A 26990-nucleotide genomic window follows, 5' to 3' on the forward strand; every position below is an offset into this window, starting at 1 on the left:
CCACCCAGCCAGAACGGCACGCATAACAATTAGGATAGGAGAACGACATGCTCACCAAGAAAACACTGAAAGCCGCTACCCTGGGCCTGGCCCTGGTCGGCGTGGCCATGGGCGCCAGCGCCAATGAAGTAGCCGACTACCCCAGCAAGCCGATCCAGTTCCTGGTGGCAGCGGGCGCCGGCGGGGGCGTCGATAACTTCGCGCGCGTGGTGCGCCCGATGTTCGAAGAGGCGGTAGGCGGGGCGCGCATTACCGTCGTCAATCTGCCCTCGGCCTCGGGAGCCCTGGCTCACCAGCGTACTGCCAACGGGGCGCCGGACGGTCATACTCTGGACTTTGCTTCGACCACCTACGTGACCTCTCTGGCTGCCGGGCAGAACCCGATCGGCCTGGATCAGCTCACGCCCGTTGCCCGCATGCAGTCGGATGTCATGGCGCTATTCGTCAATCCGGAGCGCTATCCAGATTTCGAGTCGTTCCTGGAGTATGCCAAAGAGAACCCGGGTAAGGTGACGGTGGGCGGCACGCACACGGCCAGTCCGGATCATGTGGCTTTCCTGTCGCTGCGTGATGCATCCGGCCTGGACATGAACTTCATTCCTTACGACAGCACCGGCAACGCCACGGCCAACGTGCTGGGCGGCAACATCGATGCCACCACGACTTCGCTCAGCCCGCTGTTGAGCTATATCGAGGCGGGCCAGATGGCGCCGATCCTGATCTTCAGTGAGGAGCGTCTCGACCACTATCCCGACGTACCCACCACCGTGGAGCATGGCTGGGACCTGACCGATGGCAACGACCGGGCGGTTTTCGTCCATGCGGATACCCCGACTGAGCTCGTCCAGCACCTCGAAGGTGTATTCCAGGAGATCTTCGCTTCAGAGGAATACCAGGCTTATGCCGAGCGTGTGAATCTCGATTATCGCGAGGGTTGGATGGGCGGTGAAGAGTACCGCCAGCGGCTCGAGAACAACTACGAGCTCTATTCGCGCCTGCTGCAGAACGGCAACTGACGCGTCCCGAGCAAGCACCGGTGGGAGCGTAGTCCGCTCCCACCTACACCCACCGCATGGGCCGGTCCGTAGCCGGTCATGCGACGTTCCCTTCGGGGGCCAACATGCAAGTCAGGATTTATCTCTTTGCGCTGGCGATCATCCTGCTCGCCCTGGTCAGTCTGGTACCCACGCTGCAATTTCCCAGTTCCGCGCAGGTTTCCACCTTCATCGGGCCCCGGGTGTGGCCGCTGAGCCTGATTGCCATGCTCTTTCTGCTTGGCTGCGCGCTGCTGGCGATGACCTGGCGCGATAGTCGTCGCAGTGCTCATGACACGAGCGATTCCGAACCGGAAGAAGGCGGCACGGCGCCGGCGCAGAAGCTCTCGTTTGCCAGCACACGGCACTGGTGGCTGATGGCGGCCACGGTGGGTTACACCGTGCTGATGCAAGCCGTCGGCTTCCTGGCCGCCAGTGTCATGTTCACGCTGTTATGCACGCTGTTGCTGGGGGCGCGTTCGTGGCTGGCCATCGTCGTGACCATGGTGGTGGCGGTGGCCCTCATGCAGGGAGTATTCGTCATCCTGCTTGGCATCCCCCTTCCGTGAGGCCACCCCGATGACACTCTTATCGACTTGCTCCGGGAGTTGACGATGCTGGAACATTTTCTCGGCGGGTTGGCCGTGGTGCTGCAGCCACTCAACCTGTTATTGCTGACCTCTGCGGTTTTCATCGGCTTCATCGGTGGCGCGCTGCCGGGCATCAGCGGTGTGATCCTGGTGGTGATTCTGCTGCCGGTCACTTACGGCATGGAGCCCACCACGGCCTTCATGCTGCTCACGGCCATTTATGGGGCCACGGTATTTTCAGGCCTGATCACGGCGATCCTGTACCGCGCGCCAGGCACGCCCGAAGCGGTGATGACTGCCTTCGACGGCTACCCGATGACTCAGCAGGGCCAGGCCGGCAAGGCGCTGGGCATCGGCGTGCTGAGTTCCGCCATCGGCGGTCTCGTCGGCACCGTGGCGCTGATCGTGTTCACGCCGATTCTCGCTTCCATGGCGCTGCGCTTCTCGTCGCCGGAATACTTCGCCCTGGCCATCCTCGGCTTGACGGTGGTGGCCTCGTTGGGTGGTCGCCTGATCTACGGCCTTATCGGGGCGACGCTAGGTCTGCTGATCGCCACGGTGGGGATCGATCCGCTCACCGGCACCAGCCGTTATACCTTCGACAACCTCAATCTCGCCGAGGGCGTTGGCCTGATCCCGATGATCGTGGGACTGTTCGCCATCTCCGAGGTAATGAAACGCGCACTCGACCAGGACAGCCACCAGCCGCTGAAGAAGGTCAGGATCAAGATCTTCGACCTGCCGATCCTGCGCCAGATCGGTGGTACGCTGACCCGCTCTTCACTGATCGGCGTGATCACCGGCATTCTGCCCGGCATCGGCGCCAGCACGGCGGCCATGGTCAGCTATAGCGAGGCAGTGCGCTGGTCCAAGCATCCGGAGAAATTCGGCAAGGGCGCACCGGAGGGTGTAGCCGCGCCGGAGTCGGCCAACAATGCCGCGGCCATGGGAGCGCTGGTACCGCTGTTCGCTCTTGGCATACCGGGCAGCGGTACCACCGCCGTGATCCTCGGCGCCTTCATCATGCATGGGCTGCAACCTGGCCCGATGTTCATGATTACCAGCAGCGATCTGATCTATGCCGTATTCGCCGGCCTGTTCATCGTCAACTTCATGATCTTGCTGTTCTCCAAGCCGTTCATTGCGCTGTTCACCAAGCTGCTCAACGTGCCCTATTCGGCGCTGGGCCCGCTGATCGTCATGTGTTGCATCGTGGGGACCTACTCGGTGCGCAACTCGATGTTCGATGTCTGGTTGATGCTCGGCTTCGGCGTGCTTGGCTATCTGCTCGAGAAGCTGAAGTTTCCGTTGGTGTCGATCATCCTCGGCCTGGTACTCGGCCCGATCGCCGAGAGCGAACTGCGCCGTACGCTCTCCATGTCCCAGGGCGACCTGTCGATCCTCTTCACGCGGCCGATCAGCGCCACCCTGCTGATCGTCGCCTTCCTGCTGCTCGCCGTTGCCATCGTCACACCTATGGTGAAGCGCCTGCGCAACAGGCCTGCCGCTTCCTCGTCGTCCGAACAGCGGAGTAATCCATGACCATCGTATTGGGTGCCATCGCCGATGACTTCACCGGCGCCACGGACCTCGCCAACAACCTGGTACGCAGCGGCATGCGCTGCCTGCAGGTGATCGGTGTGCCCGGACCGGAGATCGAGGTGAGCGATGTCGATGCCGTGGTGGTGGCGCTGAAGTCTCGCTCCTGCCCGGCGGACGAGGCCGTGGCCGATTCGCTGGCCGCCCTGGCGTGGCTGCAGGCGCAAGGCGCCCGCCAGTTCTTCTTCAAGTACTGCTCCACCTTCGATTCCACCGAGCGTGGCAACATCGGCCCGGTGGCCGACGCATTGCTGGAGCGGTTGGGCGTGGCGCAGACGGTAATGGTGCCGGCATTCCCGGTGAACGGCCGCACCGTCTACCAGGGCCACTTGTTCGTCGCTGACCGGCTGCTCAACGACAGCGGCATGCAGCATCACCCGCTCACGCCCATGACGGATGCCGACCTGGTGCGCGTGCTCGCCTCGCAGACTCCGCACCCCGTCGGCCTGGCGGCGCGTCCGGTACTCGCACAGGGCGTCGAGGCGACCCGACGGCACCTGGCGGAGTTGGCCGAACAGGGGGTGCGACACGTGATCTGTGACACCCTCGACGAGCGAGACCTGGATGTGCTGGCGGAGGCCTGCGAGGCGATGCCACTGGTAACTGGCGGTTCGGGGCTGGGGCAGGCGCTGCCTGTCCGCTATCGCCAGCTTGGCTGGCTGGCCGAGATCGCGGAACCAGGCCTCCTGCAGCCGGGTGGCGGCGGTGCGCTGGTACTGTCCGGTAGCTGCTCCCGGGCCACGCTGGGGCAGGTAGCGCACTTTCTAAAGCACCATCCCGGCTTTGCCCTCGATCCGTTGGCTCTGGCCGAGAGCGATGCACAATGGGAGGCGGCGCTCGACTTCGCACGAAACGCCCTGGAGAGCGGCGGACCGGTATTGGTCTACGCTTCGGCCGATCCGGAAAAGGTGAAAGCCGCCCAGGCCAGACTCGGCGTCGAATATGCGGGGCAGCTCGTCGAGCGTGCGCTGAGCCAACTGGCGGCGACACTGGTGAGCGAGGGCGTGGGCCGGCTGGTGGTGGCAGGTGGCGAGACCTCGGGTGCGGTGGTGTCGGCGCTGGGCATCGAGACCCTGCGCATCGGCGAGCAGATCGACCCCGGCGTGCCCTGGACCCAGGCTCCACTGGCAGGTCGCGAGGCGCCGCTGTCGCTGGCGCTGAAATCAGGCAACTTTGGTGGTGTCGACTTCTTTACCCGAGCCTTTGAGGTGCTGCCATGAGCGTTCATGACGAGAACACATTGCGCGAACAGATCGCTACCCTGGGCAAGTCGCTGTTCGATCGTAGCCTGACCATGGGCTCCAGCGGCAACATCAGCGTGCGCCTGGACGATGGCGGTTGGCTGATGACGCCGACCAATGCCTGCTTGGGACGTCTCGATCCAGCCTGCATTTCCCGGCTCGATGGGCAGGGCCAATGGCTCGACGGTGACAAGCCCACCAAGGAGCAGTTCCTGCACATGGCGATGTACGCCGAGCGTCCCCAGTCCGGCGCCATCGTGCACCTGCACTCCACTCACTCGGTGGCGGTTTCGTGCCTGCCGGGTGTCGATCCCTGCGATTGTATTCCGCCGCTCACCGCCTACTACGTGATGCGGGTCGGCAAGCTGCCGCTGGTGCCCTATCACGTACCGGGCGACCCCAAGTTGGGCGATGCCGTGCGCGGTCTGGCAGGCAAGCACAGCGCCGTGCTGCTGGCCAATCACGGACCGGTTGTGGCGGGCAAGGACCTGGAGGCAGCGGTATACGCCACCGAGGAGCTGGAGGAGACGGCAAAATTGTTCTTGTTGCTGCGAGGGGAGAATCCGCGCGTCCTCACCGAAGAGCAGGTGGCCGAGTTGCAGCGGCGCTTTCCCGCCTGAGTCCGGGCTCGTCCCGTCATGACAACGCCGCCCCTGGCCTGCCGGGGGCGGCGTCTTTCGTCGTTGCGAATCGCTGGGTCAGCGGATTACGAAGCCGCGGCCGACGGGGTCACGTGCGTCGATCAGCCACTTGGCGTAGCCGATCAGCTCGGCGGTGCCCTGTACGCTGGGGCGGATGGCCCGATAGCCGCCAATTTCCGTCTCGCCAAGAATCTCTCCGGTGAAGCGGCCGCTGCCGAGCAGGCCCTCGGAGTGGATAGGACGGCCCACTTCCAGCTCGTTGCGGGCATGGAACATGGCCATCATCGCACTGGTGCCGGTGCCGCCGGGCGAGCGGTCGAGCTTGCCGTCGGAGAACACGTGCACGTTGCGGTAGAGCGAATCTGGCTGCGAGCCCTCGTGCCAGAAGGTGACGAAGTTCAAGCCGTTGATGTGCGGATGGGTCGGGTGACGAATCTCCATCCGGGCGTTGAGTTCGGCCTTCACGGCCTGGCCGGCGCGGGAGAAGTAGCTGCCGTTGTCGGGGCAGATGGGCTGCTTGTCGGCGGGCACCCGGATGATGGCGAAGAAGTTGCCGCCGAAGACCAGATCGGCCTTGAGGATGCCGAGGCCGGGTACGTTGATGGGGATGTCCTGCTCCATGACGAAGGCGGGCACGTTCTCGAAACGGGTCCAGTGCACCTTGTCGGCGTCGGCTTTCACCTCGGAAACCACGGTGCCGGCGGTGGTTTCGAAGCGGATGCGGGTGAGGCCATTCTCCTGCGGAGGGGGCGCCAGGCGATGGGCGACCATGGCCATGGAGAGGGCGATGGTGCCGTGGCCGCACATGTCGACGAACTGCTCGCCGTCGATCCACAGCATGCCGGCGTCGTGATCGTCATCGGAGGGCGGGGTGAGAAACACGCCGAACATGTGCTGGTGGCCGCGCGGTTCGCGCATCAGGCTGGTCCGCACATGGTCGTGATGTTGCTGGAGATAACGCCGCTTGTCGAGGATGTCACCGCCGAAGGGATAGGGGATACCGCCATGGACGATGCAGGTCGGCTCGCCTTCGGTATGGGTATAGATTACGTCGAGAAACTGCTGATTGTTCATTGGGTCTTCCTGTGGCTTTGGCTTTGGCTTTGGCTTTGGCGTTGAGGATTGGGTACGCAGTGCACGGCTAGAGGCCGAGCCAGCGGGGTACGCTCATGACGATGCCTTCCGGCCAGACGATCACGGCGAGCAACACGAACAGCATTACGGCGATGAAGGGCAAGTTGGCGTAGGTGATGCGAATCACATCAACCCTGGAGATCACACTGGTGATGAATAGCGCAGCGCCGACGGGTGGTGTTTGCTGGCCGATGCCCCAGCACAGGATTACCACCATGGCGAACTGCAGCGGATCGATGCCGAGCAGCTGCACGCTGGGCAGGAACAGCGGCACCACGATGAACATCATGGCGATGCCATCGAGGAAGGTGCCGGCAATGATCAGTACCAGGCTGAGGATCAGCAGGAAGCCGATCGGACCCATGTCGAGGGCCGCGATGGGGCCGAGAATCAACTGACCCAGGCTCTGGTAGGTGAAGGTGTAGCCCAGGGTATGCGCCGCAGCGGTCACGAACATCACCGCCCCGGTGAGCACGGCACTTTCCACCAGCGCGAGATAGAGGGCGCGAAGCGAAAGCGAGCGGTAGAGCAGCATGCCGGCCAGCACGCCGTAGGCGACCGCTACCGCAGAGGCTTCGGTGGGCGTAAAGATGCCGCCCAGGATGCCGCCCAGGATGATGATCGGCATCATCAGGGCTGGCAGGGCGCCGATGAAGGTGCGACCCAGCTCGCTCAGCGAGAAGGCGGACTCGATGGGATACTGTCGTTTCACCGAGATCCACCAAGCCATCAGAATCAGGCCGAGGGCGGTGAGCGCACCTGCGATCAGGCCGGCGGCGAACAGCGCGCCGGTCGAAAGACCCATATAGGCGCTGAGCAGGACCATGGGCACACTGGGCGGAATGATGATGCCGATGGTGGAGGACGACGCCGTTACTGCGGCTGTGAAGGGTGCCGAGTAACCGCGTTTGATCATTTGTGGAATCATCACGCCGCCCACGGCCGCGGTATCGGACATCGAGGTGCCGCTCATGCCGGCAAAGAACATTGAGGTCAGAATGTTCACCGCCGCCAGGCCGCCACGAATGGCACCGACCAGGGCGCGGGCCAGATCGATCAGGCGCGCCGAGATGCCGCTGTGATTCATGATCTGTCCGGCCAGGATGAACAGTGGGACCGCCAGCAATGGAAATGACTCGGTGCCACGATAGAGGCGCTGCACCAGGACCAACATATCGACACCGGAGAAGGCCAGGACGGCGATCGAGACCAGGGTCAGCGCAAAGGCAATGGGCATGGCCAGGCCGATCAGGGCCAGCAGGGCGAGAAGGATGGCAAGCAGGATCATGAGGCACTCTCCTCCAGCGCGGCTTGCCGGGCGGCTTCATAAGGAGGTACCTCGGCCTTGACGGCGGCAATGCACTGGCGAATCAGTTCCAACAACATACCCACGCCGGAGATGGGCACGGCGGCGTAGAACAGCCACTGGGGGGCGCCCAACATCAGGGTGGTGCGGTGGGAGAAGGTCAGGGTCTGTTCCAGCCCCCACACCACCATGACCACGCAAACCACGCCGATGAGCGCCTGGTTGAGGAAGAACAGAATCCATTGGCCGCGGGCGGGAAGGCAGGCGGCCACCACGTCGATACGCAGATGTGCCCCTTTGCGCAGCGCCAGGTAACCGCAAAAGAAGGTCACGTAGACCAGCAGACCCACCAGCACCTCGGCGCTCCAGGACAGCGAGGCATTGAGTAGGTAGCGCGCAACCACGGCCGCCAGGGCGAGCAGGGTGATGGCAGACAACAGCAGTGCCGCGACCGCTTCGAAAAAACGATCAAGCATGGGAGGCTCCTGCAGGGAAGTGGCGGGCCGGGGCGGCCCGCCGGGCTGACACGGTGAGGCTCAGGGATGCTCGGCGATGCGCTGTACCAGCTCGCGCGCTTCATCCGACATGTCCTGGGTAAAGCGTTCCCACAGCGGCTGGGACGCTTCGATGAAAGCATCGAGATCGACTTCGTTGACCTGCATGCCGTTCTGCTCGACCAGGTCGATGACACTCTGGTCGGCACGCTCGCCGAAGTCGGCGGTGGCGTCGAAGGCCTTCGGTCCGCCTTCCAGCAACGCCTGCTGCACCTCGTCGGGAAGGTCCTGGAAGCGCGCTTCGTTCATCAGCAGGAAGCCCACGGTATAGACGTGACCTGAAAGCGAGAGGTAATCCTGCACTTCGTAGAAGCGGCTGGCCTCGACCTCGACCAGCGGGTTCTCCTGGCCGTCGAAGACGCCGGTCTGCAGCGCCGAGTAGAGCTCCGGGTAGGGCAGCGGCGAAGCGTTGGCACCGTAGGCGTTGAACATCTCCACCCGCTGGCGGCTGCCCGGGGTGCGGATGCGCAGGCCGCTCAGGTCGTCCGGCGTTTCGATGGCGCGGCGGTTGTTGGTGATGTGCCGGAAGCCGCCCTCGTAGAAGCCGATGACCCGGTAACCCTGCTCCTGCAGCCGCTGCTTCAGGGCATCGCCGATCTCGCCACCGAGCACACTGGCGACATGGTCGCGATCGCGGAACAGGTAGGGCAGCGAGAGAATGCCCATGTCCTCGTCAATGGTGGTGATCGGCGTTTCGATGGTGGCGATATCGAGCGTGCGGGTGTCCAGGGATTCGATGTTGCTGACCTGGTCGCCCAGGGCGCCGGAGTGGAACAGCCGGACTTCGACGCCTTCTGCGGTGGCTTCGGCCACGTGACTGGCGAGCGCATTGAGGCCGGCCATCTGGATGCCCTGCTGGCTGCCGATCGTGGCGGCGCGCAGTTCAAGCTCGGCGGCCGTCGCGGAACCGGCAATGCCGAGGCCCACTGCCACGGCGGTCAGGAGACGCGGGAGTTTGCACTTCATGGTGACGCTCCATGGGTTGTTGTTTAGAGGGGAGTCGTGTCACTGGGTGAACGAACACGTGTCTCTAGGGTAGGGCCGTGCGGTGGCCGCTTATAGAAGAAAACAGACAAGAAAGGGGAGATATTGGACATGCGCCGCTCGGGTCGCTGTGCTCAGGAGGCCTCGGCGCTCGCTTGGTTGCGTAGCCCCTTGCGGCGCGACTGCCTGGGGCTGTAGGTGTAGTGGGCCTGAAAATCACGCGCCAGGTGGGAGGCATCGGAAAAGCCGCACTCGGCGGCGATCTCTGCGATCGAGCCGTCGGTATGTTGCAGCAACCATTCGGCGTAGCGCAGGCGCATGGTCTTGAAGTAACGCATGGGCGTGGTGCCCATTTCCTGCTGGAACAACCTGTCAAGCTGGCGCGGACTGAGGTTGATGCGCTCGGCCAGGGCCTGGCTGTCCAGGCGTGTGTTGAGTGACTGCTCCATGGTCAACACGGCGACCCTGACCCGCTCGTCGCGTATGTCCTGGATGGCCTCGAAGAAGTGGGTCTGCGGCGAGTTGGAGGTACGCATCCCGTTGAGAATCATGTGGCGAATGGCCTGCTGGGCCTTGTCCGGCCCGCATTCTCGACGTATCAGGTGTAGCGCCATGTCGGTGGCTCCCGATGAACCAGCGCAGGTGATGACGCGTACCGATTCGAGAAACAGCCGGTCGGGCGTGGCGTCGATCTGGGGGAATTGGCGGCGGAAGTCGTTGATCACGTTCCAGTGAACGCATACCCGCTGGCCCTTGAGCAGTCCGGCGCGGGCGATGGCAAAGGTCCCGGTGCAGACCCCGACCAGCTTGACACCCTGCTTGCAGGCCTCCCTCAGATACTCGCTGAGCGCCTTGTCCTCATGCGGATCGAGGTAGTTGTTGCCACCGCACACGGCGATATGAGTGAAGTGGCTCGGATCGTGATAGGAGGTCTGCGGCGTCGCCTCCAGGCCGCAACTGGACGTAACCGGCCCGGGGCCCATGATCTGCCAACTGCAGTGAATCTGCCGGCTGCGTCCGCCCTTGTCGGCGGCCAGGCGTAGCGAATCAATGAAGCCGGCGAAGGCATTCAGCGTGAACAGGGGCAATAGGATGAAGCCGACACGCAGCGGCGGTTGTTGGGACTGGGACATTCAGGCCTCGTCTCGATGGCGCGACGATTCGTGCCAACAGAGTATGCTCCGCTGCCCGGCGATCTTCGAGCCTCTCGGTGCCGTTCGTCAATGAGGCGGAAGGGAGAATAGGTGGGCAACGTGTTTTTTGCGAATTGTAGTGGTAATGTTATCTCATAACATTGTTGATAACCTTCCCTTCGCAAGGAACCGTCGTGAACACAGCCCCACCTTCCCTTCGCCCTGGCACCGTTGCCACGCGCATTGGTCCTGTTTGCCTGATCGCCTCGTGTGTGCTTTTGGCCGGCTTGCCCATAGCGGGCCTTGGTGCCGAGGAACTGGCGAGCGGTTCCGAGTACGAGCTTGAAGAGATCACGGTCCTGGGTACGCGCGAGAGGGCCTATCGCGATGTGGTGGCACCCACGGCCAACAAGAGCGATACCCTGGTCAAGGAAACGCCTTTTTCCATCCAGACCGTGACCCGTGAGCTGATCGAGGATCGTGGCGTTACTACCTTCGGCGAGGCGGTGCGTACCGTGCCCGGCGTTACGCCGCAGGTCGGCTGGGGTGGCAGTAATGACCGCTTTCGCCTGCGCGGCTTTGCCACCACAGCGAACCTGAAGAACGGTTTTCGCCGCAGCGTATTCGCGCCGGTCGACGAGTTGGTGAACATCGAGCAGATCGAGGTACTGAAGGGACCTGCTTCGGCGCTGTATGGGCGCTTCGAACCAGGCGGGGTGGTCAACCTGGTGACCAAGCAGCCCCAGGAGGAGGCACAAACGCGCTTAGACCTGACCGGCGGTCGTTACGACTTCTATCGAGGTACTTTCGACAGTACGGGGCCATTGAGCGATACCGTCAGCTACCGGGTCACGGGGGCGTGGCAGGACAACCGCAGCTTTCGCGACTTCGTGAATGCCGAAAGCCAGTTCATCTCGCCGGTCGTGCAGTGGCAGCCTTCGCCACAAACCACGCTGACCGCTGAGCTGGAATTGGGGCGGCGCGATTCTGCATTCGACCGGGGTTTCGGCAATAGTCCGTTGTTCCTCGAGGTGCCGATTCACCGCAACTATGCCGAGCCCGACACCCGCCTGGAGAATGAGAGTGCGCTGGCTTCCGTGGTGCTGGAGCATGGTTTCGAGAACGGCTGGGAGCTGCGCAGCGGGATGCAGGCGTCGTGGGCGCGCACCGATGCGCTGTGGTATCCCTACGGCTTCAACCCGATCAGCGGCGCCGATACGGACGACCCGCAGGTCAATCGTCGCCGACAGCGCAGCGTCGACGAGCAGACCGACGCCTCGCTGATGGCGGAGGTGTCGCGCCGTTTCGACATGGGGGCAGTGGAACACCGCGTGCTGCTGGGCGCCGACTACAACTACGATGAGTGGGACTTCGAGGCCTACGCTTTCCTCGGCCCAGGGGGCTTCCCGGTCAACCTGCCGATCAGCCTGTACGCCCCGGTGCATGGCCAGGCGCCGGGCGGCCCGCTGGAGCCCTACGATGCATCGAGTTATGACAGCCACAACGTAGGCTTGTACCTGCAGGACGAGTTGCAGCTCGGCAGCCATTGGCGGCTGCTGCTGGGCGGTCGCTTCGACCGTTCGCGCAGCGGCGCCCGGGCCGAGTACCTGCCGGTGGAGGGGCGCCTGACGCGCACCGACGAGGCGTTCTCGCCGCGCGTGGGCCTGACCTGGACACCCAGCGAGGAGGTCTCGCTGTACGCGAGCTGGGCGCAATCCTTCCTTACCGAGCCCTTCAACGGCATGCTGCGCGAAGGCAGCCTGCCCTCACCCTCAAGAGGGCGGCAAACCGAGGTGGGTGCCAAGTTCAGCCTGCTCGATGGGCGCCTGGAGCCCACCCTGGCGCTGTTCGACCTCCGCCGTCGCAACGGTGTGGTCTCCGACCCGGACGACTTCAATTACGTGATCCAGGTTGGCGAGCAGCGCAGCCGCGGATGGGAACTGGACGTACCCTACGCCGTAACGTCGCAGTGGCGGCTGCTGGCCAGCTATACGGAGCTCAAGGCCGAGATCAGCGAGGACAGCGATCCTGAGCTTGTCGGCAATCTGATCGCCAATGCACCGCGCAGCTCCGCCAGCTTATGGTCCACCTACGATTTTGCCGGGCAGGCCTCGGGGCTCAGCGTGGGCCTTGGTGCCATCTACGTGGGAGCGCGCCAGGCCAACACCGCCAACAGCTTCGAGCTGCCTTCCTACACGCGCTGGGATGCCAATGCGATCTATCGCTTCGGTGAGCAGCAGCGTTACCGGGTGCAACTGATGGTTCAGAACCTAGGCGACAAGCGCTACTACGATTCCGGTGGCTCGTTCGTGCCCACCTTCCCCGGTGCGCCGCGCAGCGTTTTCGCCACCTTCGGCATGACGTTCTGATTGCTGGCGGCGTTAACCGCTTGGCTGGGTATCGGCGTGCGGGATGAGGCCACGAATATGGAGGGTGGCTGCCCTAGTGCTTTGCGAAACATGGTGGAGAAGGCGCTGGGGCTGTCGTAGCCCAGCTCCAGAGCGACGGCAGTGATCGAGACACCCGCGGTGAGCTTGGGCAGTGCCGCCAGCAGACAGGCCTGCTGGCGCCAGGCACTGAATGACAGCCCCGTCTGCTGTTTGAAAAAGCGGGAGAAGCTGCGCGGGCTCTTGTTCAGACGTTGCGACCATTCGGCGGAGGATGCCTGGATGCTCGGCTGTTGTAGAAACATCGTGCACAGTCGTGCCAACCCAGGATCGCAGGGCAAGGGGGCAAAGAGCGGCAGGGTAGCTGCGTCGCGTAGCTCGTGCAGAATGAGCCGTATCAGGGCACCGTCGCGGCCGGTTTCATCGTAGCCGGCGGGCACCTCGGCGGAAGCGAGCAGCAACTGATGGAGCAGTGGACCTACCACCAGGACCTCGCAGTGCTGGACGAGACGCGGTGCGGCCTGTGGTTCGATATAGAGGCTGCGTGTGCTGACACCCAGCATGCGCACACGATGCGGTTTTTCGGCGGGAATCCACACTCCGCTGTAGGGTGGCACGACCCAGGTGCCGTCGTTGGTGCTGACCTCCATCAGCCCCGTCATGCCGTAGAGAAACTGGGCGCGCCGATGGGTATGGGTGTCGAGCAGGGTGCCGTGCGGGTAATCGGTGCCAATGGCGAGTACTTCACGGGGTGTGGCATCCACGCTGCTCAGGGCAATGTTGCGCATGGCGACTCCATGGTGGCCAACTTACGAGCATTATTGGCATATCCGCGAAAGTTGGCCAGCGGCATCACGGCTTATCCTGCGCTCTCGTTCGTTCTGCCGGGAGCTCCTTCATGTATCTCTTGCTGTTCCTGTTCGGCGGGCTGGCGGGGGTGACTACCATCCTGTTCGGGTTTGGTGGTGGCTTCGTCGTCGTGCCCTTGCTGTACGCTTTGCTGACCGCTGCCCATGGTGCGGACAGCCCCGTTGGGCTGGTAGCCATGCAGATCGCCGTGGCGACCTCAACCGGTGTCATGGTTATCGCCGCCTCGTTGGCCACGTGGCGCCACCATCGGGCCCGAGCGCTCGAATGGAGACCGCTGTGGCCCTTGGCCGGTTACGTTGCCGTGGGAGCCATCATCGGTGCTTCTGCCGCTATCTCGCTGCGCGGTGACTGGGTGCGCTGGGCCTTCGTCATGTATCTGGCGATCACGATTCTCGATGGTGTCTTTCGGCCCGGGTTCTTGTCTGGCCAGAACGGTAGGGCCAGAGCCATGTCGCGAGGCGTGACGGCTGGAGCGGGTCTGCTGATAGGTAGCGTGGCGGCTTTTCTTGGCGTTGGAGGGAGTGTCATGACGGTGCCGTTGTTGCGACGCCGGGGCACAACCATGGTGCAGGCGACCGGTCTGGCCAATCCCCTTACGCTGCCGATGGCACTGGTCGGCACGGCGACCTATGTGCTGCTGGCCTGGGACAGGAGCGAGACCCTGGGACCTTGGCACGCGGGCTACATCGATCTGCGGGCTTTTCTGGTTCTGGTGATCGGCTCATGGTTAGGTATCAGGCTGGCAGCTCCCCTCATTGGCCGCATCCCGGACCGCCTGCACGCCAAGGCCTATCTCGTCCTGCTGGCCTGCGCTCTGATAGTGATGGTGGTGGTATAGGTATGCTGCCATTCAGCAAGAGGGAAAGCGGGCCGGCGCTTGCCGGCCCGCCCTAGGCAGCCTTCAATGGCTGTGGTCGTGGTCGTGGTCGTGGTCGTGGTCGTGGTCGTGGTCGTGGTCGTGGTCGTGGTCGTGGTCGTGCCCATGTCCATGATCATGGTCATGCACCACACCGGTACCGCCCACGGCGACGATGCTGAAAGGCGTGTCTTCGACTTCCAGCTCACCCGTCTTCTCGAAGCTCGCCGCATCCACCAGGTGCAGCTTGCCTTCGAGCGGGTCGGTCACGACGACGCTCTCACCGGCTACCGTCACACGCGGACGCGGATCCCTCCAGTGGCCATCCATGGAGTAGGGGCCGGTGAGCCGCAGCGATTGGGTGATTTCGCCCCCGAGCACGTCAAGCTGGTGGAGTTGGCCATCCTCGGTGAACACGTAGGCGTAGCGTGCGCGGATCGGGTCGACGGCGAAGTGCACGCGGCGGGTGGGCAGCTGGATCAGGCGGAAGGCCTCCTCTTCGCTCGGGTCGATCAGCACGACGCTACTGGGACCGTAGTTACCCAAGAAATATTGCAGCCCGCGACCGCCGACCAGCGTGGTTGCCTTGCCTTCAGGGAGGGTGTCGGCATAGGGCAGATGTTCAATGGCAGGCTCACCCTCCGAGGAACGCACGATCAGCAGACCCGTGGCACAGGCAAAGGCCATCAGATTGCCCGTGGCGGCCTCGCCATGCAGGTCGGGACATTCGGCCAGGTCGCCGACCTGATTGCCGTCACGATCCTGCACCCGGATGCCGATGGGCAGGTTCGAAGGATCCTCGGGGTGAGGTTCGGAAACGAGGTCGTAATCGCCATAGGGCACGACCACGCCGTGATGGGGGACGCCGGCATCCACTTCGCGAATCTCGACGCTTCCCGCCAACGCATCGCGTTCGCGGAAGATTCTGGCGACGCCTTCCTTGTCGAAGAATGCGGCCCAGTGGCCTTGGTGCTCCACGAAGTGCACCGGGTATTCGCCCTCGATCTCGGTGCCTGTCAGCCGGGGCTCCCCGATCTCGATGTCGGCGTGGTCGCCGTGGTCGTGAAAGGCGATGCCCGTGGCCATGGCCGTGACGACATCGGACGAGCCCTGCACCGCAAACACGGCTTCGCCGTTGTGGCTGCGATAGAGCGATGCCGGGCCGTGGATGTCGAACGAGGCCAATGGCTTGCCTTCCACTGCATCGAAGACGTGGACTACCGGCTCGCTGTGGTCGGCGATGAACAGCCGCCAGGCCGTGGCTTCGTCGTCGTGGGCTTGGGCGCTGCCGGAGGCTAGCCCGGCGACCAGCAGTGAGATGGTGAGGCTAAGTGGTTTTCTTCCCATTCTTGAACTCCTTGGTTTGGGTGACGAAATGCAGGCTGACGGGGCGACGGTTTTAATCGGAAGCCAGAACTCTGCTGAGCGTGGTGGCGTTGTGGCGCATCAGCTCTACGTAGGTGGAGGCAGGGCCGTCCGGCGCGGACAGCGCATCCGAGTAGAGCGTGCCGCCGAGAGTCAGGCCGGCTTCGTCGGCGATCTGCTCGACCAGGCGCGGGTTGGAGATGTTCTCGGCGAAGACTCCGGCGGCGCGCTGTTCGCGAATGCCATCGATGAGGCTGGCAACGTCCGCGGCGGTGGCTTCGGCCTCAGTGGAAAGCCCCTGCGGAGCAAGGAACACCACACCGTATTCGTCTTCGAAGTAGCGGAAGGCGTGGTGTGACACCACGGCCACGCGACGCCCCTCGGGTATGGCGGCGATGGCCTGGCCGACCTCCTTGTGGAGGTCATCCAGTATCGCCAGGTAGGCGATGGCATTCTGGGTGTAAAGAGGACAGCCGTTTTCGTCCGCTTCGCAGAAGGCGCTGGCAATGTTCTCTACATACACCTTGGCGTTGGCCACCGACTGCCAGGCATGGGGATCGAAGGGAGCTTCGTGGAAGACGGCGTGATCGCCATAGAAGTGATAATGACCACCCTCCGGGTCGCGCAGGATGTCGGCACCCTCGGTCAGTGCGATGGTTTTCCCCGTGGTGCCGCTTGCCTCGATGAGCCGCGTGAGAAAGCCTTCGAACATCAGGCCATTGGTCAGCACGACATCGGCGCGGGCCAGTGCCATGGCGTCGGCGGGCCTGGGCTCGTAGACATGTGCGTCGGCATTTGGGCCTACTATGGTATGCAGCTCGATCCGCTCGCCGCCGACCTGCTGGGCAAAGTCGCCGATGATCGAGAAGGTCGCCACGACCTTGAGTCTCTCCTCGGCTTGCACTGTGAAAAGTAGCTGAAGCCACAGTAGGGTCAGGCCTGCAACAAGGGCGAGCTTCCTCGCTCTGGACATGCGTAATCCTCCATCAAGCGGCACTATGAGTCGTCTCGGGTCAGCGACTGAAAGCAAGGTGCTAAGGACGGCACGGTGGTTGGCAACCATCGCAAATCAAGATTTGTTATGTTATATCATTGTTTGTATGAGAACAACGCGATCGCATCCCACGTGGGGCGGTCTCGTTGGTTCGCTCCCCCCCGATACGGTGTTGCCCATGAGTCCAGATACCCACGACTTGATACCCGTTACCGTGCTGACCGGCTTTCTCGGTAGCGGCAAGACCACGTTGCTCAATCGTCTTGTCCAACAGCCCGTCATGAAGGATGCGCTGGTGGTGATCAACGAGTTCGGCGACATCGGGCTCGATCACCGCCTGGTAGCCGAAGGTGATGAACATACCGTGGTGGAGATGAGCAGCGGTTGCCTGTGCTGCACCATTCGTGGTGATCTGAGCCGCACCATACAGCGGACTTTCGATGCGATAGAGCGCGCAGGTGGTGAGCCCTTTTCGCGCGTCATCATCGAAACCACTGGGCTCGCCGATCCGGCCCCCATTCTTCACACCCTGATGACCGACTATTGGCTGGCACATCGCTTGGTGCTGGATGGTGTGATCTGCCTGGTGGATGCCGCCAGCGGCATCTCGACGCTCAATGCCCATCGTGAGTCACAGCGTCAGGCGGCCATCGCCGACCGGCTGTTGATCACCAAGGCCGATCTAGTGGATGGGGCGCGGCTGTCACGGCTTGCCAGCCATTTGGCCCGGATCAATCCGGCTGCCGAGCAATTGCAGGTGAGTCATGGCGAGATTGCGGCCGAACAGCTCACCGGGAAGGGCCTCTCGGCACAGGGCCGGCAGGCGAACCATTGGTTGAGCGCGGCCTCCTATGCCCAGGTCGCGCCTGTTATGGACACGATACAAGCGACTCCCGGCTCGCTGGTGTCGATGCTGTCGCCTCAATCCGGGCCGGTTCTCAGCCGTCATGGAGAACAGGTCCGCTCGTTCTGCTTCACCGTGGAGGAGCCCATCGCGCCAGAAGTCCTCGAGGACTGGCTGGACCTGCTGATGTCATTGCTGGGCGAGAAAATCCTGCGGGTGAAGGCCATCGTGAAGGTCGCTGGACGAGAGCAGCCGCTCGCACTGCATGGCGTGCAGCATATCTTCCATCCGCCAGAGCCGCTGCCGGTCGAGGCGTGCGCTGACGGCGTCTCGCGCTTCGTGTTCATCACGACCGGCGTGGCGCCGGAGGCAGTCTCGCGTCTGTTCGACTACTTCCAGCCTGCCCAGGCGCCCTGAAGTCTGGCGCGGAAGACCCCTCGGCAAATTTTGTTGTGTTGTATCAATTCGACCTTCAACGCGTAAAGAGTCCCCCCGATGAATCGGTTAGCACTGGAAGATATCGCCACGGCTCCCGCCTCTCGTCTCGGCACCTTGAGCTGGGTAGGGATGGAGAATATCGCCCTGCCGTTGCAGGTCGCCGGCCAAGGTGTCACCGGCTACGCCTCGGCGGGGGTCAGCCTGGACGATCCCACCGCGCGTGGCATTCATATGTCTCGCCTCTACCTGGCCCTGGCCGAACTCGAATCGCGCGAGCTTTCACTGGTACGCGTGGCGACGGTGCTGGATGCCTTTCTCGACAGTCATCAGGGCCTCTCGCATAGCGCCTTCCTCGATCTCAGCGGTGAGGCGATGCTCAAGCGTCCCGCGCTGATCAGCCCTCTGGCGGGCTGGAAGCGCTATCCCTTCGCCGTGCGCTGCCGGCGCGACGAGAAAGGCTTTCACGCCACGCTTGATCTCACGGTGGGTTACTCCTCCACCTGCCCTTGCTCGGCCGCCCTGGCGCGTCAGCTGATTCAACAGGCCTTCGACGAGGACTTCACCGACATGCCGGTCAGCCGCGAGGCGGTGCGGGCTTGGCTCGGCAGTGAGCAGGGCATCCTGGCCACGCCCCACAGTCAGCGCAGTCAGGCGCACCTTTCGCTGCGCCTGGCAGACGGCCAGGACGAGCTGCCGCTGCTCGCGCTGGTGGATCGTGCGGAGCGTGCCTTGGGTACCGCACTGCAAACGGCGGTGAAACGGATCGACGAGCAAGCCTTTGCCCTGGCCAACGGCCAGAACCTGATGTTCTGCGAGGACGCTGCGCGCCGCCTGCACCATGCCCTGCGCGAGCAGCCCGGTATCGATGGCTTTCGGCTGCGCGTGGTGCATGCCGAAAGCCTGCATGCTCACGACGCCGTGGCGCGCAGCGAGTGGAACTGGGGCGACGCAACAGAGGGCGTGTGACGGAGCGCTCAGCGTTGGTTCCGGGCCGGTGGGCAACCCATGCTACCATGGGCGTTTCGGCGAACCTGACCGGCAAGAAGGATTGAACATGCCTTTACTCGATAGCTTTACCGTTGACCACACGATCATGGCCGCCCCGGCCGTGCGCGTCGCCAAGACCATGCAGTCGCCTTCCGGCGACACCATCACGGTGTTCGATCTGCGCTTCAACAAGCCGAACGAAGACATGATGGGTGAGAAGGGCATTCACACCCTGGAGCACCTGTTTGCAGGATTCATGCGCAATCACCTGAACGGCAAGGATGTCGAAATCATCGATATTTCACCGATGGGCTGTCGCACAGGGTTCTACATGAGCCTGCTGGGCAACCCCAGCGAGGAGCGTGTGAGTGAAGCATGGCTCGCGGCGATGCAGGACGTCTTGAACGTCAAGCGGATGGAAGACATCCCGGAGCTGAACGAGTACCAGTGCGGCACCTTCGTGATGCACTCCCTGGAAGAGGCGCAGGAGATCGCGCGGAGCATCATCGAGCGCGGTGTCGGGGTCAACAGGAACGAAGATCTTGCGCTGAGCGCCGAACGGTTGAAAGCGCTGGGCAACCCTGACGCATAGGTCTGGATTCATGGAATACCAGCAACGCCATTGGGCCATGCGGGCCCCCTCGCTGCGATAATGCATTCTCGTCGCGGCGAGGGTGCGGTGGTGAGTGTCGGCCCAGGTTTCTCGTTACCCGCCTAATACGGCGCTACAGTAAACAACAGGAAGGCAACGAGGCGTCACGTAACGGGAGGGAGCAGGATGGCATACCGCAACGTCGTACTAATCGCCTTGGCATTGGCTACTCTGGCCGGGTGTCGGGCCGAGGAGGTGCCGCTTCAGGCGAGCCAGCTGGATTACGAGGCCGTAGAGGCAAGTTTCATGGAGACGGATTGTCCAACGGAACACTGTGCCAAGGTGGAGGTGAGTGCACTGCACTTCCCCGCCTCGCCGGAGCTGAGCGAAGCGCTGCGCACACGGCTGCTGGTCATGGGACAGGGAATGACCGACAGCGAGACCGAGTGGCCGACTGACTCTTGGGAAGACTACTCTCAGGCTTTCTTCGAGCAGGCCAGGGAAGCGCGCCGGTTTTCTCCACATGGCGCCAGTCAGGCTCTGCTCGAGGCAAAAGTCATCTCCCGCCATGACGATCTGCTGATCATCGAACTGAATACTCATGTCTACCAGGCGGGCCAGGCCCACGGTATGCCGCTGACCGAGTTCATGGTAATTGACGAGAGTCTGGGGCAGGTCGTGACCCTCGATGACATGCTGCTCGACGATCAATACGAGGCCTTTCAGGCAGCGGTTGCCCGGGCCCATGTGCGCTGGCTCCGGGAGCAGGAACTGGGGGACGATTTCGCCGCCGACTGGCCACTGAGCGAGAATCGCAACGTGGCGCCACTCGAGACGGCTTGGGCGGTCAAGTATAACGTCTATGAGATCGCTCCCTATGCCGCTGGCCAGCCGGAGCTGCGCATTCCTCACGAGGAACTTGAAGGCGTCGCCGTGCCGCGCTATCTCGGTGGTCAATAGAGCTGAGAAGTGACGATCCGGGCGAATGAGGAGATCCAATGGAGAAGGTGCTGGTCAGCGCGTGCCTGCTGGGCAGGCGGGTGCGCTACGATGGCGCTGCCAAGAGCCTGGTCTCGGAGATCCTCGCGCAGTGGCAGGCTGAGGGACGGGTGGTTGCGGTATGTCCAGAGGTCGATGCCGGCTTGCCCACGCCCAGGGCTCCCGCCGAGATCGTGACGGGCGATGGGCACGGGGTGCTGGCTGGATCTGCGCGGGTCGTCGACCGCTGCGGTGTCGATCTCACCAGGGTATTTCTGAAGGGAGCCTCGCTGGCACTTCAACTGTGCCGGAAGCATGACATCAAGGTGGCGGTACTGACTGAGCACAGCCCCTCCTGCGGCAGCATGCAGATCTACGACGGCAGTTTCTCGGGAGAGAAAAGGGCTGGCGCCGGGGTCACCTCAGCGCTGCTGCGTCAACACGGCGTGCAAGTCTTTGGCCAGCAGGACATCGTCGAGGCGGGGCGGGTAGTGGAGGCGCTCTAGCAAGTGCTGAATGGCAGGCGACTCTCGCGATGCGCTGTACTCTGCTATCAGCCACGTTACGAAAAGGCACGAAGGACACGATATGGCTTCCATTCGCCGTGAGCTGGTGGGGTTGATCGATCAGGGCGCCATACCGCGCGAGGAAGTGACGCGGACGGTTGCGCTTTCAGGACTCCATCCCACGGGGCGGGCCTGGCGCGTGTTCCTGGATCGGTTGTTGTTGTGGCTGGGCACGCTGGCGCTGACCTGTGGGCTGCTGTTTCTTATCGCCTACAACTGGACCGAGATGGGGCGCTGGCTGCGCTTCGGGCTGGTGCAGGCGGCATTGTTGGTGGCTATCGGCGTCTATTGGTGGGCTGCCGGGCGCGGCGGAGCGGATGACAGTGTAAAAGCAACCATAGTGACGCGTGTGGCACTCATGGCGGCCTCGTTGCTGCTGGGCGTGCTGTTGGCCCTGTTCGGCCAGGTGTACCAGACTGGGGCCGACCCTTGGCAGCTGTTCTTCTTCTGGGCCGTACTGATGCTGCCCTGGACCCTGGTGGCGCGTTTCGATGCGCTCTGGGTGCTGTGGCTGGGGTTGCTCAATCTTTCCCTCGTGCTCTATTTCCGCACCTGGGGCGGTGCGTTCGATGCGTTGTTCGTCAGCGACACTGCCGCCCTGTGGGGGCTGTTCGCACTCAATACCGCAGCGTTGGCCCTGTGGGAGCTGGGCGCACGACGCTGGCGCTGGCTATCAACCGGATGGGCCACGTGCCTGCTGGCGCTGGGCAGCGGCATTCCACTGACCTTGCTGGTGATGGTCTTCATCTTCGACGGGCGGACCGACTTCTCGCCTGCCGTGCTGACATACTCGTTCTGGCTGGCGGCGCTCTACGCGATCTATCGCCATTGGCGGCCGGATCTGTTCATGCTGGCGGGGGGCTGTTTGTCGGTCATTGCCGTGGTCACCCTGTTTCTGGCCCGGCACCTGCTGTGGCAGGCCGACGCCGGCGGCTTCCTGCTGCTGGCTGTGGTGGTGCTGGCGCTAGGAGGTGCGGCGGTGGTCTGGCTCAAGCGGCTTCACGTGGAGATGTCGGCATGACGCTCAGGGACAGACTTGTCCAGGCCGGTATCGAGGTTACGCCAGGCGAAGGCTCGCCAGAGCTCGATACGCCCTGGTTCGTGCGGGCGCTGCAGGCCTTCTCGGGGTGGCTTGCCGCCCTGTTCCTGCTCGGTTTTCTCGCCATGGGGGCGGTGTTCGTGCTCGACAATAGCGCTGCCGCCGCCGCCCTGGGACTGGTCATGATCGCCGGTGCCTTCATGGCGCTGCAGATGGCCAAGGGAGATTTCCTGGAGCACCTGGCGCTGGCCGCGAGCCTGGCGGGGCAACTGCTGGTGGCCTGGGCAATCGCCTCCCTGCTGGAGGGTACGACCGTCGGCCTGTGGTGGTCGCTGCTGGTGCTGCAGGTTGCGCTCGCCCTGGCGATGCCGAGCCTCACGCATCGTGCATTTTCCGCCTTTGCCGCCAGCCTGGCGCTCTATCTGGCCTTGGCCGAAGGCATCGCCGTACCCTCCATGGCCGTTGGCCTGGTGCTGCTGGCGCTGGTCGTACTCTTCCTCAACGAGTTTCGCTGGCCGGCCCGAGTGCGGGCAATGGAGGCGCTAGGCCTCGGCCTGCTGCTTGGCCTGGTGGCCATCCAGGCCATGGCGTACCTTGGCCAGCCGCTGCTCAACTGGCGTTACGATTCCGGCGCCAGCCTGGCCTGGCTGGAACCCTGGGCCGGAAATGTCCTGGGCGCGCTGGCGCTCTTGCTGCTGCTCCGGCAGCTCTTCAAGCGTCACGCCCAGGCCACAGTACCGAGCGTTCGCCTGGCCGCCTATGGTGCCATGATGCTTCTGTTGCTGCTTTCGCTGCAGGCCCATGGCTTGATCCAGGGCGCCGTGGTGGTGATGTTGGGCTTTGCCATTGGCCACCGGCTGGTGATGGGGGGCGGAGTGCTGCTGTTGCTGTTCTCCATCGCCAATTACTATTACTGGCTCGAGGTGACCCTGCTGAGCAAGGCCTTGACCCTGTTCGCCCTGGGCGGGCTGCTGTTGGCGATTCGCTGGGCGCTGCGCCGCTGGTGGCCAATCGAAGGAAAGGACGATGGCAGGGCCGATGCGGGGGAGGGGGCAAGCCGATGATCGCGACAGCCAAGCTCGACAGGGTCGTGGTGGTAGTCGCCACCGTGCTGATCCTGACGCTGGTCAACTGGAGCATCCGGGCCAAGGAGCGCCACCTGGCCGAGGGCGAGATGGTTTACCTGGAGCTGGCGCCGGTGGACCCGCGCTCGCTGATGCAGGGCGATTACATGGCGCTGAACTTCGAGATCGGCAACCAGATCCAGGACGCACTGCATGAAAGGCGCTGGCAGAGCGGTGAACTGAACGCCGCCGATGGGCATGTCGTCGTCCGCCTGGACGCAGAGCGCGTGGCCCATTTCCAGCGCCTGGGCGCGAGCCACGCTTCCCTCGCCGCCGACGAAATGCGCCTGCGCTACCGGGTGCGCAATGGCCGCGTGCGGTTCGCTACCGATGCCTTCTTCTTCCAGGAAGGCCACGCCGAGCGCTACGAACCCGCACGCTATGGGCAGTTTCGCGTCAACGAGCGCGGCGAGCCGCTGCTCGTGTCACTGCACGATGCTGAGTTGGAACTGCTCGGGGAGATGGAGCGCTGAAAGCGGGTACAACGACAGGAGTCATCCATGGAGCTGCGCATCGTCAGACGCCTCATTCCCGAATGGGGTACCACTTATGGCCCCCCTGGAGAAGGGCCTTTCCCCGCCGTCATGATCCTGCATGGCTCGGAAGGAGCCTGGTCAGGATGGAGCCATCGCAACGCCGTGATACTGGCTGCCCACGGCTTTCTGACCTTTCCTTTGGGCTATTCCAGCGGTGGTAATGCCTGGAACGCTGGAAGCATCGTCGATTATTCACTTGAGCGCAGCGTGGAAGCCTTGGCTGCACTGCGTGCCTTTTCGTATGCCGGTACGCGAGTCGGCCTTTATGGTGTCTCGCGTGGAGCCGAGCATGCGTTGCTTCTCGCTGCATTGATGGCCAAGGAGAAGATGACGGGACTTCCCGAAGCCGTTGCAGTGCACAGCCCTCCCGATGTGGTCTGCGGAGCCTTCGACTCTCCCAGCTATCGTGACTCCGGTGACCCTGGCTGGCAGGCCTGGGATGCGAGCAGGCGAGCCTGGACATGGCGGAACGAGGGACTACTGCCCACGACACCGATCGAAGTGGAGCAATATCCCGGGCCGCTATTCCTCTCCCATGGTACGAAAGATAGGATGTGGTCGGTGGAAATGACGAGACGCCTGGAGAAGCGACTCCAGGCGCATGGGCGCACACCCGAAGTGCATTACTACGAGGGAGAAGATCACATACCGGGTAGTGCCGGCGAAAATCTCCATCATGAGTATCTGATTGATTTTCTCAAGAAGTACCTTGGTGGTTGAGTTCGGCAACCATAACCGCACGGCGTAAGAGACAGGAAAGAGCATGAATAGGGAGTTGCGCCACAAGATTCTGATCGTTGCCGAGATGCTCCTGCTGGCACTGCCGGTTAGTGTGTTCTGCCTGTTTTTCGGCTTGGCCCTGCTCATGACGGTGGGATTTCCCTGGGGGCTGGAAGAACTCGCGATCATGCTCTTCGCATTGGTCGGCATGCTGGGTATCGTCGGGCTGTGGTGTTCGGCAATCACTTACCTGACACGACGAGCACGGCTCCTCTGGTGGTGGCGAGCCGCCTGCATGGGCGCCGGGTTGATAACCGTCTCCTTGATGCTGTTTTGCCTGGTCGCCTTCGGTTGGGAGCTACCGGAGTGGGGGATCATCATTGCTTTGGGCATATTTGCCAGCCCGCTGTTGGTGCCTTTTCTCCACCTGGCCTATCTGCAGAGGACACCCCGGGAGCCTCTGTCTCTTCAGGCGCAACAATAGCCTTTGCGGTAAGCTCGAACTTTGCTGTCGACCGCCTGCCCGCAGGTGACATGGTGATCTACAAGGAGATGGCTCGTGGAGTGGTGGACCTGGATAACCTACGTGGGCGTGATTACGGCCCTGATCATCTTTCCCGGGCCGGTGGCGCTGCTATGCACCACGCATGGCCTGCGTTTCGGCCGGCACCGGGCTTTCGCCACGGTGCTGGGGGGCGGTGTGGCTTCACTGGTGTTGATGACACTGTCCGCATTGGGGCTTGGTGCCGTGCTGGCCACCTCGGAAACCGCCTTCTTCGTGTTGAAGTTGCTGGGTGGCGCCTACCTGATCTATCTGGGATTGCAGGCCTGGTTGGCCAGGCCCCAATCGCCGCTGAATGATGCACCAGCGGCGGTGAAGGGCCAATCGGTTCCCGCCATGTTCCGTCAGGGATTTCTCGTGGGTATCGGCAATCCCAAGGACTTGCTGTTCTTCGCTGCCCTGTTTCCCAACTTCATCACCATCGGCGAACCGCAGTTGATTCAGTTCGTCATCCTGGCGCTGACCTGGCTGGTCATCGACACGACCTTGATGACGCTCTACGCCACTCTGGGTTCGGGGCTGGGCCGCTGGTTCGATAGCCCCGGCAGGATGCGGGCGTTTCATCGCACTACCGGGGGCTTGTTCCTGGGCGCCGGCGGCACGTTGATCGTCTCGAGCGCCAATCGCTGAGCCGGACATCGCCCAATTGCCAACTCGTCCGTTAGGGCATCGGCCTGGGGAATGTCAGCACCCCTCTAGAACGATCCTGCCTTGGGTTCGGCCGCCCTCGACCAATCAGTGGCGATGCCGATGTGATCCGGCGCTGGGTCCGTTCCGCATGGCATGGGCCTTTGGGCGGTGCGCGCGCCTGAACGGGTCAGGCTGTGGCTCGATGTCAGACCATTAACAGGCTATCTTTCTTCTACTGCACGCGTCCTTCATCCCGTCGGGAAGCGGGACGCTTCGACACTCTGCGTTCTGGAGCACTCATGAGCCAAGAAAACGAGTACGTACCGCCGAAGGTGTGGAAATGGGAGAAAGCGAGCGGTGGTCAGTTTGCCAACATCAACCGGCCCATCGCCGGCCCCACCCACGATAAGGTACTGCCGGTCGGCAAGCATCCATTCCAGCTCTATTCGCTGGCCACGCCCAACGGGGTGAAGGTCACGATCATGTTCGAGGAATTGCTGGCGAGAGGCCATAAGGATGCCGAGTACGATGCCTGGCTGATTCGTATTGGCGAGGGTGAACAGTTCGGTAGCGGCTTCGTCGAGGTCAACCCGAACTCCAAGATTCCGGCCTTGATGGACCATGGCACCACACCGCCCACCCGGGTGTTCGAGTCGGGGTCGATCCTGCTTTATCTGGCCGAGAAGTTTGGCGAGTTCCTGTCCCAGGAACCGGCCGGGCGCACCGAGACGCTGAACTGGCTGTTCTGGCAAATGGGCAGCGCACCCTATCTGGGCGGCGGCTTCGGCCACTTCTACGCCTACGCGCCGATCAAGATCGAGTACGCCATCGACCGCTTCGCCATGGAGGCCAAGCGGCAGCTCGATGTGCTGGACCGGCGCCTGGCCGAGAGCCGCTACTTGGGTGGCAATGAGTACACCATCGCCGATATCGCCAATTGGGCCTGGTACGGGCAACTGGCGCTGGACCGCGCCTACGATGCCGGCGAATTCCTGCAGGTGCAGGAGTACGAGCACGTGCAGCGCTGGGCCAGGGAGATCGATGCCCGCCCGGCGGTGAAGCGCGGGCGCATGGTCAACCGTACCTTCGGTCCACAGGAGATGCAGTTGCATGAGCGCCACGATGCCAGCGACTTCGAGCACAACACCCAGGACAAGCGCTAGGAGAAGGCATGAATGAGCCAGCCAGGCCGCCGGGTTCTACCAGGGGCTCGGATTTCGCTGTAGCGAGGGGATGGCGTTCTATGCCAAGGGGCTGAAGGGCTAGGGGATAGAGGCTTGTGCCGG

27 protein-coding genes are annotated in these 26990 nt (G+C 63.1%); 19 read left to right on the top strand and 8 right to left on the bottom strand.

Annotation, left to right across the window (positions count from 1 at the left end; all coding sequences use genetic code 11):
- Positions 1 to 47 precede the first annotated feature (47 nt).
- From HOP51_RS15590 to otnC, 5 genes are all read left to right on the top strand, one after another.
- Positions 48 to 1016 carry a Bug family tripartite tricarboxylate transporter substrate binding protein gene (locus HOP51_RS15590; RefSeq protein ID WP_234274834.1) on the top strand — a complete coding sequence of 323 codons (969 nt, stop codon included), beginning with the start codon at positions 48 to 50 and terminating at the stop codon, positions 1014 to 1016.
- 104 nt (positions 1017 to 1120) lie between these two features.
- Positions 1121 to 1603, top strand: coding sequence for a tripartite tricarboxylate transporter TctB family protein (locus tag HOP51_RS15595; RefSeq protein WP_234274835.1), 483 nt, complete (start codon positions 1121 to 1123; stop codon positions 1601 to 1603).
- Between the two features lie 45 nt (positions 1604 to 1648).
- On the top strand, positions 1649 to 3166 hold the full coding sequence (locus HOP51_RS15600; protein ID WP_234274836.1) for a tripartite tricarboxylate transporter permease: 1518 nt from the start codon (positions 1649 to 1651) through the stop codon (positions 3164 to 3166).
- Positions 3163 to 4443 (top strand): 3-oxo-tetronate kinase, encoded by a 1281-nt coding sequence (gene otnK, locus HOP51_RS15605; RefSeq protein ID WP_234274837.1) that lies wholly within the window; start codon positions 3163 to 3165, stop codon positions 4441 to 4443. The genes HOP51_RS15600 and otnK overlap by 4 nt, the downstream gene beginning before the upstream one ends.
- Positions 4440 to 5084 (top strand): 3-oxo-tetronate 4-phosphate decarboxylase, encoded by a 645-nt coding sequence (gene otnC / locus HOP51_RS15610; protein ID WP_234274838.1) that lies wholly within the window; start codon positions 4440 to 4442, stop codon positions 5082 to 5084. The genes otnK and otnC overlap by 4 nt, the downstream gene beginning before the upstream one ends.
- A 78-nt stretch (positions 5085 to 5162) precedes the next feature.
- Here the strand turns inward: otnC and HOP51_RS15615 are convergent, their stop codons facing one another.
- The 5 genes from HOP51_RS15615 to HOP51_RS15635 form a co-directional block, all read right to left on the bottom strand.
- A complete protein-coding gene (locus HOP51_RS15615) occupies positions 5163 to 6179 on the bottom strand; it encodes a proline racemase family protein (RefSeq protein ID WP_234274839.1) in 1017 nt (338 codons plus the stop codon).
- Between the two features lie 67 nt (positions 6180 to 6246).
- Positions 6247 to 7527, bottom strand: coding sequence for a TRAP transporter large permease (locus tag HOP51_RS15620; protein WP_234274840.1), 1281 nt, complete (start codon positions 7525 to 7527; stop codon positions 6247 to 6249).
- The gene (locus HOP51_RS15625) at positions 7524 to 8021 is read right to left on the bottom strand and encodes a TRAP transporter small permease (protein ID WP_234274841.1); all 498 of its coding nucleotides are present in this window, start codon (positions 8019 to 8021) and stop codon (positions 7524 to 7526) included. The genes HOP51_RS15620 and HOP51_RS15625 overlap by 4 nt, the downstream gene beginning before the upstream one ends.
- 60 nt (positions 8022 to 8081) lie before the next feature.
- Positions 8082 to 9065: a TRAP transporter substrate-binding protein gene (locus HOP51_RS15630; RefSeq protein ID WP_234274842.1), complete on the bottom strand. Its 984-nt coding sequence runs from the start codon at positions 9063 to 9065 to the stop codon at positions 8082 to 8084.
- Positions 9066 to 9217: 152 nt separating this feature from the next.
- Positions 9218 to 10216, bottom strand: coding sequence for a GlxA family transcriptional regulator (locus HOP51_RS15635; protein WP_234274843.1), 999 nt, complete (start codon positions 10214 to 10216; stop codon positions 9218 to 9220).
- 194 nt (positions 10217 to 10410) lie between these two features.
- Here HOP51_RS15635 and HOP51_RS15640 point away from each other — a divergent pair, with 194 nt between their 5' ends.
- Positions 10411 to 12585: a TonB-dependent siderophore receptor gene (locus HOP51_RS15640; RefSeq protein ID WP_234274844.1), complete on the top strand. Its 2175-nt coding sequence runs from the start codon at positions 10411 to 10413 to the stop codon at positions 12583 to 12585.
- On the opposite strand, the gene HOP51_RS15645 is transcribed toward HOP51_RS15640, so the two are convergent.
- Positions 12504 to 13391: an AraC family transcriptional regulator gene (locus tag HOP51_RS15645; protein ID WP_234274845.1), complete on the bottom strand. Its 888-nt coding sequence runs from the start codon at positions 13389 to 13391 to the stop codon at positions 12504 to 12506. The two genes, HOP51_RS15640 and HOP51_RS15645, sit on opposite strands and share 82 nt — an antisense overlap.
- A 110-nt stretch (positions 13392 to 13501) precedes the next feature.
- Here HOP51_RS15645 and HOP51_RS15650 point away from each other — a divergent pair, with 110 nt between their 5' ends.
- Entirely contained in the window at positions 13502 to 14311 is an 810-nt protein-coding gene (locus HOP51_RS15650) for a sulfite exporter TauE/SafE family protein (protein WP_234274846.1), read from the top strand.
- A gap of 63 nt (positions 14312 to 14374) precedes the next feature.
- On the opposite strand, the gene aztD is transcribed toward HOP51_RS15650, so the two are convergent.
- On the bottom strand, positions 14375 to 15676 hold the full coding sequence (aztD, locus tag HOP51_RS15655) for a zinc metallochaperone AztD (protein ID WP_234274847.1): 1302 nt from the start codon (positions 15674 to 15676) through the stop codon (positions 14375 to 14377).
- Between the two features lie 52 nt (positions 15677 to 15728).
- The gene (gene aztC, locus HOP51_RS15660; RefSeq protein WP_234274848.1) at positions 15729 to 16667 is read right to left on the bottom strand and encodes a zinc ABC transporter substrate-binding protein AztC; all 939 of its coding nucleotides are present in this window, start codon (positions 16665 to 16667) and stop codon (positions 15729 to 15731) included.
- A 199-nt stretch (positions 16668 to 16866) separates the two neighbouring features.
- Here aztC and HOP51_RS15665 point away from each other — a divergent pair, with 199 nt between their 5' ends.
- The 12 genes from HOP51_RS15665 to yghU all read left to right on the top strand — a co-directional run bounded on the left by HOP51_RS15665 (position 16867) and on the right by yghU (position 26867).
- Entirely contained in the window at positions 16867 to 17949 is a 1083-nt protein-coding gene (locus tag HOP51_RS15665; protein ID WP_234274849.1) for a CobW family GTP-binding protein, read from the top strand.
- Positions 17950 to 18027: 78 nt separating this feature from the next.
- Positions 18028 to 18936: a GTP cyclohydrolase FolE2 gene (folE2, locus tag HOP51_RS15670; protein WP_234274850.1), complete on the top strand. Its 909-nt coding sequence runs from the start codon at positions 18028 to 18030 to the stop codon at positions 18934 to 18936.
- A gap of 88 nt (positions 18937 to 19024) precedes the next feature.
- On the top strand, positions 19025 to 19549 hold the full coding sequence (gene luxS, locus HOP51_RS15675; RefSeq protein WP_234274851.1) for an S-ribosylhomocysteine lyase: 525 nt from the start codon (positions 19025 to 19027) through the stop codon (positions 19547 to 19549).
- A 186-nt stretch (positions 19550 to 19735) separates the two neighbouring features.
- Positions 19736 to 20509 (top strand): RsiV family protein, encoded by a 774-nt coding sequence (locus tag HOP51_RS15680; protein ID WP_234274852.1) that lies wholly within the window; start codon positions 19736 to 19738, stop codon positions 20507 to 20509.
- A 38-nt stretch (positions 20510 to 20547) separates the two neighbouring features.
- A complete protein-coding gene (locus HOP51_RS15685) occupies positions 20548 to 21033 on the top strand; it encodes a DUF523 domain-containing protein (protein ID WP_234274853.1) in 486 nt (161 codons plus the stop codon).
- Between the two features lie 82 nt (positions 21034 to 21115).
- Positions 21116 to 22114 carry a DUF2157 domain-containing protein gene (locus tag HOP51_RS15690; RefSeq protein WP_234274854.1) on the top strand — a complete coding sequence of 333 codons (999 nt, stop codon included), beginning with the start codon at positions 21116 to 21118 and terminating at the stop codon, positions 22112 to 22114.
- Complete coding sequence (locus HOP51_RS15695) at positions 22111 to 23196, top strand: DUF4401 domain-containing protein (protein WP_234274855.1); 1086 nt, start codon at positions 22111 to 22113, stop codon at positions 23194 to 23196. The genes HOP51_RS15690 and HOP51_RS15695 overlap by 4 nt, the downstream gene beginning before the upstream one ends.
- Complete coding sequence (locus HOP51_RS15700) at positions 23193 to 23729, top strand: GDYXXLXY domain-containing protein (RefSeq protein WP_234274856.1); 537 nt, start codon at positions 23193 to 23195, stop codon at positions 23727 to 23729. Before HOP51_RS15695 ends, HOP51_RS15700 begins: the two co-directional genes overlap by 4 nt.
- A gap of 27 nt (positions 23730 to 23756) precedes the next feature.
- Positions 23757 to 24512, top strand: a complete 756-nt coding sequence (locus HOP51_RS15705) for an alpha/beta hydrolase family protein (RefSeq protein WP_234274857.1) — start codon at positions 23757 to 23759, stop codon at positions 24510 to 24512.
- Between the two features lie 43 nt (positions 24513 to 24555).
- Complete coding sequence (locus HOP51_RS15710; RefSeq protein ID WP_234274858.1) at positions 24556 to 24996, top strand: hypothetical protein; 441 nt, start codon at positions 24556 to 24558, stop codon at positions 24994 to 24996.
- Positions 24997 to 25071: 75 nt separating this feature from the next.
- Positions 25072 to 25704 (top strand): LysE family translocator, encoded by a 633-nt coding sequence (locus HOP51_RS15715; protein ID WP_234274859.1) that lies wholly within the window; start codon positions 25072 to 25074, stop codon positions 25702 to 25704.
- 299 nt (positions 25705 to 26003) lie between these two features.
- Positions 26004 to 26867, top strand: a complete 864-nt coding sequence (gene yghU, locus HOP51_RS15720; protein ID WP_234274860.1) for a glutathione-dependent disulfide-bond oxidoreductase — start codon at positions 26004 to 26006, stop codon at positions 26865 to 26867.
- The last annotated feature ends 123 nt before the right edge of the window (positions 26868 to 26990 follow it).

It is taken from the genome of Billgrantia zhangzhouensis (assembly GCF_021404465.1).
Taxonomy (GTDB): domain Bacteria; phylum Pseudomonadota; class Gammaproteobacteria; order Pseudomonadales; family Halomonadaceae; genus Halomonas; species Halomonas zhangzhouensis.

Bases quoted from the DNA above. Each gene is read 5' to 3' on its own strand.
- HOP51_RS15690 (WP_234274854.1), top strand. From the start codon at position 21,116: ATGGCTTCCATTCGCCGTGAGCTGGTGGGGTTGATCGATCAGGGCGCC.
- luxS (WP_234274851.1), top strand. From the start codon at position 19,025: ATGCCTTTACTCGATAGCTTTACCGTTGACCACACGATCATGGCCGCC.
- otnK (WP_234274837.1), top strand. From the start codon at position 3,163: ATGACCATCGTATTGGGTGCCATCGCCGATGACTTCACCGGCGCCACG.
- otnC (WP_234274838.1), top strand. From the start codon at position 4,440: ATGAGCGTTCATGACGAGAACACATTGCGCGAACAGATCGCTACCCTG.
- HOP51_RS15635 (WP_234274843.1), bottom strand. From the start codon at position 10,216: ATGTCCCAGTCCCAACAACCGCCGCTGCGTGTCGGCTTCATCCTATTG.
- HOP51_RS15680 (WP_234274852.1), top strand. From the start codon at position 19,736: ATGGCATACCGCAACGTCGTACTAATCGCCTTGGCATTGGCTACTCTG.
- HOP51_RS15590 (WP_234274834.1), top strand. From the start codon at position 48: ATGCTCACCAAGAAAACACTGAAAGCCGCTACCCTGGGCCTGGCCCTG.
- HOP51_RS15705 (WP_234274857.1), top strand. From the start codon at position 23,757: ATGGAGCTGCGCATCGTCAGACGCCTCATTCCCGAATGGGGTACCACT.
- yghU (WP_234274860.1), top strand. From the start codon at position 26,004: ATGAGCCAAGAAAACGAGTACGTACCGCCGAAGGTGTGGAAATGGGAG.
- aztD (WP_234274847.1), bottom strand. From the start codon at position 15,676: ATGGGAAGAAAACCACTTAGCCTCACCATCTCACTGCTGGTCGCCGGG.
- folE2 (WP_234274850.1), top strand. From the start codon at position 18,028: ATGAATCGGTTAGCACTGGAAGATATCGCCACGGCTCCCGCCTCTCGT.
- HOP51_RS15595 (WP_234274835.1), top strand. From the start codon at position 1,121: ATGCAAGTCAGGATTTATCTCTTTGCGCTGGCGATCATCCTGCTCGCC.
- HOP51_RS15630 (WP_234274842.1), bottom strand. From the start codon at position 9,065: ATGAAGTGCAAACTCCCGCGTCTCCTGACCGCCGTGGCAGTGGGCCTC.
- HOP51_RS15645 (WP_234274845.1), bottom strand. From the start codon at position 13,391: ATGCGCAACATTGCCCTGAGCAGCGTGGATGCCACACCCCGTGAAGTA.
- HOP51_RS15600 (WP_234274836.1), top strand. From the start codon at position 1,649: ATGCTGGAACATTTTCTCGGCGGGTTGGCCGTGGTGCTGCAGCCACTC.
- HOP51_RS15615 (WP_234274839.1), bottom strand. From the start codon at position 6,179: ATGAACAATCAGCAGTTTCTCGACGTAATCTATACCCATACCGAAGGC.
- HOP51_RS15685 (WP_234274853.1), top strand. From the start codon at position 20,548: ATGGAGAAGGTGCTGGTCAGCGCGTGCCTGCTGGGCAGGCGGGTGCGC.
- HOP51_RS15710 (WP_234274858.1), top strand. From the start codon at position 24,556: ATGAATAGGGAGTTGCGCCACAAGATTCTGATCGTTGCCGAGATGCTC.
- HOP51_RS15665 (WP_234274849.1), top strand. From the start codon at position 16,867: ATGAGTCCAGATACCCACGACTTGATACCCGTTACCGTGCTGACCGGC.
- aztC (WP_234274848.1), bottom strand. From the start codon at position 16,667: ATGTCCAGAGCGAGGAAGCTCGCCCTTGTTGCAGGCCTGACCCTACTG.
- HOP51_RS15620 (WP_234274840.1), bottom strand. From the start codon at position 7,527: ATGATCCTGCTTGCCATCCTTCTCGCCCTGCTGGCCCTGATCGGCCTG.
- HOP51_RS15700 (WP_234274856.1), top strand. From the start codon at position 23,193: ATGATCGCGACAGCCAAGCTCGACAGGGTCGTGGTGGTAGTCGCCACC.
- HOP51_RS15695 (WP_234274855.1), top strand. From the start codon at position 22,111: ATGACGCTCAGGGACAGACTTGTCCAGGCCGGTATCGAGGTTACGCCA.
- HOP51_RS15650 (WP_234274846.1), top strand. From the start codon at position 13,502: ATGTATCTCTTGCTGTTCCTGTTCGGCGGGCTGGCGGGGGTGACTACC.
- HOP51_RS15625 (WP_234274841.1), bottom strand. From the start codon at position 8,021: ATGCTTGATCGTTTTTTCGAAGCGGTCGCGGCACTGCTGTTGTCTGCC.